Source organism: Bradyrhizobium sp. Leo78 (genome assembly GCF_059512425.1).
This window is the reverse complement of record NZ_JCAMOT010000109.1, coordinates 1-5161: the sequence shown is the minus strand read 5'-3', so window position 1 is coordinate 5161 and position 5161 is coordinate 1. Positions and strand designations below refer to the sequence as shown.

5 protein-coding genes are annotated in these 5161 nt (G+C 54.3%); all 5 read left to right on the top strand.

The annotated features are described in order from the left end of the window. Nucleotides 1–313: 313 nt before the first annotated feature. Complete coding sequence (locus AC5ZG1_RS43425; protein ID WP_028169370.1) at nt 314–736, top strand: hypothetical protein; 423 nt, start codon at nt 314–316, stop codon at nt 734–736. A gap of 546 nt (nt 737–1282) precedes the next feature. After that, nucleotides 1283–2872, top strand: coding sequence for an amidophosphoribosyltransferase (locus AC5ZG1_RS43420; protein ID WP_496136479.1), 1590 nt, complete (start codon nt 1283–1285; stop codon nt 2870–2872). A gap of 7 nt (nt 2873–2879) precedes the next feature. Beyond that, nucleotides 2880–3560, top strand: a complete 681-nt coding sequence (locus tag AC5ZG1_RS43415; protein ID WP_028169371.1) for an HAD family hydrolase — start codon at nt 2880–2882, stop codon at nt 3558–3560. Nucleotides 3561–3571: 11 nt separating this feature from the next. After that, complete coding sequence (locus AC5ZG1_RS43410; protein ID WP_051397382.1) at nt 3572–4474, top strand: NAD(P)-dependent oxidoreductase; 903 nt, start codon at nt 3572–3574, stop codon at nt 4472–4474. Between the two features lie 490 nt (nt 4475–4964). Then, nucleotides 4965–5135 carry a hypothetical protein gene (locus AC5ZG1_RS43405; RefSeq protein WP_496136478.1) on the top strand — a complete coding sequence of 57 codons (171 nt, stop codon included), beginning with the start codon at nt 4965–4967 and terminating at the stop codon, nt 5133–5135. The last annotated feature ends 26 nt before the right edge of the window (nt 5136–5161 follow it).

Genomic DNA, 5161 nt, shown 5'->3' with positions numbered 1-5161 from the left:
AGCGAGCGACGGCGGCTCCGAGGGGATGGCTTGGCCGGACCCCATGATCAATTTTGCTGAACTTGACGCACAGAACTAAGCAGAGCGAGCCACACCGGGGCTGAAGTTGCAGGCTACGTCGCAACCTGTCGGTTCATGTTGCACAATTCCGGTCTTAATTTTGATCTCGTGCAGTTATACGGCTCCTTCCCCACTTTATCTGGCGCCAGTAAGCCGTCGTACCAAGGCGTCGAGTCTAGATCTCATTTTTCGATAGTCGGCTTATGTACCGGATCGATAAGAACTTGCCGCTGAGAACAAACGTGCTCCTCGGTTGTACGATATCAAGAATGGCGGCTGGAATCTCACAAAGACGTTCATCGTCGGGCTGCCGCTCGACGAGGGTGGGCACCGGGAGGCGGAGGTTGTTGAGGACCAGATACGATTCGTGCCGACGCTCATCTCGAAGATGAAATGCCGCGCCGCGGTTCGCCGTTCGGTCGGCTATGGCATCACGATTGGAGCGCCCGCGCATGGCGAAGGCTTGGATGCTGCTATGGTTGAATGTTCGCGTTCGCCGGATCACTCGGGAGCGTCAGCCCTCGCCCTTTTCCCACGCCGGCCCCGTCTCGGCGGCGCCAGCTCCGGAGTTGTTCGTATGTTGAGCATCGGGTTGGTCAAGCTTCCCAGTGTGCGATCGTATCACCCGAGCCTTCTGAACGATAATAGGATTCCTGCAGCGAAGGTGCACCGCTGAGCACATCTGCAGCCCAGCTGCGCACACCTCTGCTGCATAAGCTGAAACTCCTCTACACACGCTATTCAACCAGTACCGGGCCCGCCGCTTCGGGTCCATTCGAATTTACCTTCATATTCGGTGCAGTTCTTTTCGATCCCACACATATCGTTCCTGATACTGTTCGCCGCATTCGACTCGCATGCACCGCGCGCAGTGCACCAACCATGACGTAAGCCAAGACTGCGGCCCCTAAGCCGGCGAATGCTGGATAACTCTCGCCTTTCCCCTGCCTACGAAAGCTAGATTGTCGCGACTATTTGCATGACGAACCTGCCGCGACTGAGACAGCGTCGTGAGAGGCAGCTTCAGGCGCGCCGACAAAGCCCTGGTACGAGCCTTGCTTGATGAAGGGCAAGACCATGTGCTTCGCGCCGAGCCGCCGGATTCCTTCCGCCTTGGTGTCTGGCTCCGGACATGGATGTCTTCAACCGGACACGGTTGAACACAACAACACGCAGCGTCAAACGATGACACGGTAACAGTCGTTGTCCAAAGGAGAGAAGCTTGTCCGGTATTGCAGGCGCTTTTCTGTTGCCAAGCCGTTCACAAAAGACGGTTTACGATCGGCTCAAGCACATGGTTCCGAAGCTTGAAAACCGTGGACAGGCGGGGTTCGGCGTTGCCGCGTTCATGCATGCAAAAGGTTATCAATATACAAAGTCATGTCGGCCACCACGCGACTTCGCAACGATTGATTATGATGAACAGGGTGCGAATTTCAGGCCACATGTAGCGATAGCACATATTCGTACTCCATCTTCCCGGGAGAACAGTGACGGCGACGTCCAGCCCCTTGACAACCATAAAGCCGGCCATCGCCACTTGACCGTTTGTTTGAACGGCGCTTTGGCCAACGCTGATGAACTTAAGGAAGAACTGCTTGCCCAAGGCTATCGGTTTGGCAGCAGAACGGAAGCAGAGCTTCCGCTCAAGCTTATTGAGCGCATTTGTCAAAAAGACTATTGGCAGCACGCTTTGCCGGTTGATTACGAGAAAGTCTTTCGTGACATTGATGTCCGTATTGATGGGGCCGTCATCGCACTTTTATTGGATGGTCAAGGTAATCTAACTGCTTTCCGCAATCGTAGTGATTTGCGGCCTTTGGAATTCATGAAAACCGAAGACGGTTTTGTACTCTTTGCCTCCGAAAATTGCGCTTTCTCCGGACTACAAGGCCAAGCGGACGAGATATTGCAAAGTCACATCAAGTATGTGGACGGACAAACGGGAGATTGCATCACTCGCTTTGTTGGCCGTGCTGGACACAGCCCAAAGCTTTGCGCCTATGAGACGCTCTATCTAGGAAATACGAAAACGTCGATACGAGGCCACTCTCATCTGAGCACCCGTCACAATATAGGCGTTACCCTGGGTCGAATTATCTCGCCGACTTTAGTGGTCGAAACGGGCTCCGCCCCCATCATCGTTTCTTCCATGCCGCGTACAGGAAAGCCGTATGCCGATGTTCTATTCGCATCTCTGGCCGAACAACAGGGTGCCCTCGTTCGAAGGCACGAAGTGATCGCAACATGCTGTTCGGAGCGCACGCTCATAGGCATCGCTGGCGAACGCAAATCGCTTATCGCGCAAAAGTACCGGGTCGCAAGCAAAGACGTTACAGGCCGAACCATAATTATAGCCGATGAGGCGCTCATTCGCGGCGATACAAGCCGGGCAGTGACGGAAATGCTCCTTGCCGCCGGGGCCAAGGCTGTGCATTGGGCAATCGGTTCTCCGCCCATCGTAGCGCCAAATTACTACGGCATGGGTATCGACACGATTGATGAGTTGGCGTTCTGGAAAGTCTGGAAAACATTGCCACCCGAAGCGCGACAGAACAGTCTGCGTTTCCATAAAATCGAGTCGCAAACGCTCACGGTGATCGAAAGGCACATTGCTTTGTCCATCAATGCTGCCAGCGTCACTTGTCTGCCCTTTCATTCTCTCGTATCCTTGCTGCCGCAGGGGCATGATGGAATCGATCTATCTCCGTTTACGGTCGAGATGCCAACTCCTGCGGGGCAAAAACGCGCGAACGAAAACTTGAATAGATTGGTCGCCGATCTCGCCTTCACAAAAGTATCCGCTGCCTGAGGTCACGATGAAGCCGGCTCTTGTATTCGATTGGAACGGCACTCTGCTCGACGATGCCGATGCCTTGCTGCAAACGACGAACGCCATTCTGAGCCGGTTCGGCCGCGCTGCCATCGACATGCAAACTTTTTTGGACCAGTGCGACGTTCCACTTTCCGTCCTTTACCGCAATCTCGGAATGTCGGAACGCGAAGTCGAAACAGTGGATAGCGATGGCAGCGCTATTTTTCACGACACCTACGAGCCGCTGGCGAGCAAAGCCGATCTGCGCGACGGCGCCCGCCGCATTTTGGAAACGGCGCGTCAACAGGCCGTTTCCACCATCATTCTGAGCAACCATATAGTCGAACCCCTCCGTACCCAATTGCGAAGGCTTGGAATCGACGATTGCGTCGATGAGGTTCTGGCCTTTGAAAGCCGCGCTACTCAATACAAAAGCATGAGCAAAGGCGAACGGCTTCAGCTGTACATGCAAACACACAATCTGAACCCTGGGTCAACCGTCTTCATCGGGGACATGCCGGTCGAAACGGATATTGCACGCAATCTTGGCTTGATCAGCGTAGCCATTACCGGCGGGTTTGTGTCCGAGTCGCGTTTGCACGCGGCGCAGCCGGACTACCTCATTGATAACCATCATAAGCGGCTGCGCGTTCTGCAAGAAACCGGCTTTTTTCGAAATGCATAGTGAGCGAGAGCATGACTGGAAATCCATTATCGACCGCAACGCCTATGCCAGCGCGACAAAAGATCGGCCTGATCGGCGCAGGAAACATGGGAACCGGCATAGGGATCAGTCTTTTGCGTCATGGCGCCGAATTGCATATCAAAGCCAACAAGAACCGTAGGGGTGCGGAACGTTTAATCGGCATGGGCGCTTGTGAACGTGCTTCCATTGCTGAATTGGCCAGGCATGTAAATGTCGTCGTTTTGTCCTTGCCTTCAAGCCGCGAGGTTGAGGCAGTCTGTCTTGGGCAACACGGATTGTTCGCGAATTTACCCCGACAGAGTCTGATACTTGACTGCACAACGTCTCATCCTGCTTCAACGCTCGTTTTGGCCGAACAGGCCCAAAAGCATCGCTTAGCCTTTATAGATGCCCCCGTAACGCGAAGCCCTGAACATGCAGAGCAAGGACGTCTCAACGCCGTTGTTGGATCGGATGGGAAAAGTTTCCGTATCGCTGCCGATATTCTTGCTGCGTTTTGCGAGAACATCGTCCCTGTCGGCGATGTCGGGCAAGGCCATAAGCTCCAGCTGGTCTATAACGGCATGACGATGGGCATAGCGGCGGTAACTGCTGAAACTTGCCGGTTTGCCGATGGCCTTGGCGTTGATCTTGCAACCTTACGCTCGTTAGTCAGTCGCGGCGCGACCAACAGCGGAATATTCCAGAATTTCGCAGCCTTTATGTTGGGCGAAAGACCGGATGTTTTGGCGATATCCATTACCAATGCCGCAAAGGATATTGATTGCGCCGTGCGGTTAGCAGGCGAAACCGCAATAGCAGTGCCGGTTCTGACTGCCGCCGCGCAAAAATTACACACCTCTGTTGCCGAAGGCAAAGGTGAACTCACCTTACCTCATCTCGCGCTTCTCTGAGGACAACGGATGACATAGTAACAGCACCCGAAAAACTGGTGTGCTGCAGACTTCGATGACCGTCGCGATTTCGGCAGTCGGCGGTTGTTCCTGACCCGGCAAGGTGCCGCAAATGTTGCTTTCGATTCTTTTCTCCTTCCCTACCGGTGCTGCCCTGAACATTTCGCTGACGGTGGATGGGCGCTGTCGCAGAAGATCGAACACAGTTCCGCTTAATCTGCGATTGGCTTCTCGCTGAACGACAAATCCTGAAAATTTGTGCAACCGTACAGCAGTCGCCGAAAATATGCCGAAAAGATAGGGCACTTACGGGTTGGTCGGAACTGTCTATGACGGCAGATTCCCGGCCCGAAATTACAGCGAGGCTGGCGTGAGGGTTTTCCGCAACCGGCCATCTCAGACGGGGAGGAAACTCACAGGGTCACAAACATTCATCCCGTACGCACCAACGGTCTCCGCAGGGCCGGCCGTTTTGACACTCGCACCTCCCATGTCTACCCTCATTGGGGACAAAGGCTACGATGGCGACGGCTTTCGCGCCGAAATCGTCAATCGCGGCGCGAAGCTCGTCATTCCAAACAAAATCCAACAGGGTGATCCTCCACAGATTCGTAAGCATCCGGTGAGAGCCGCGCAGGGGTCACTCAGGCTGCTTGATTGACTTGCTTATTTCGGTCGCGCCAATTC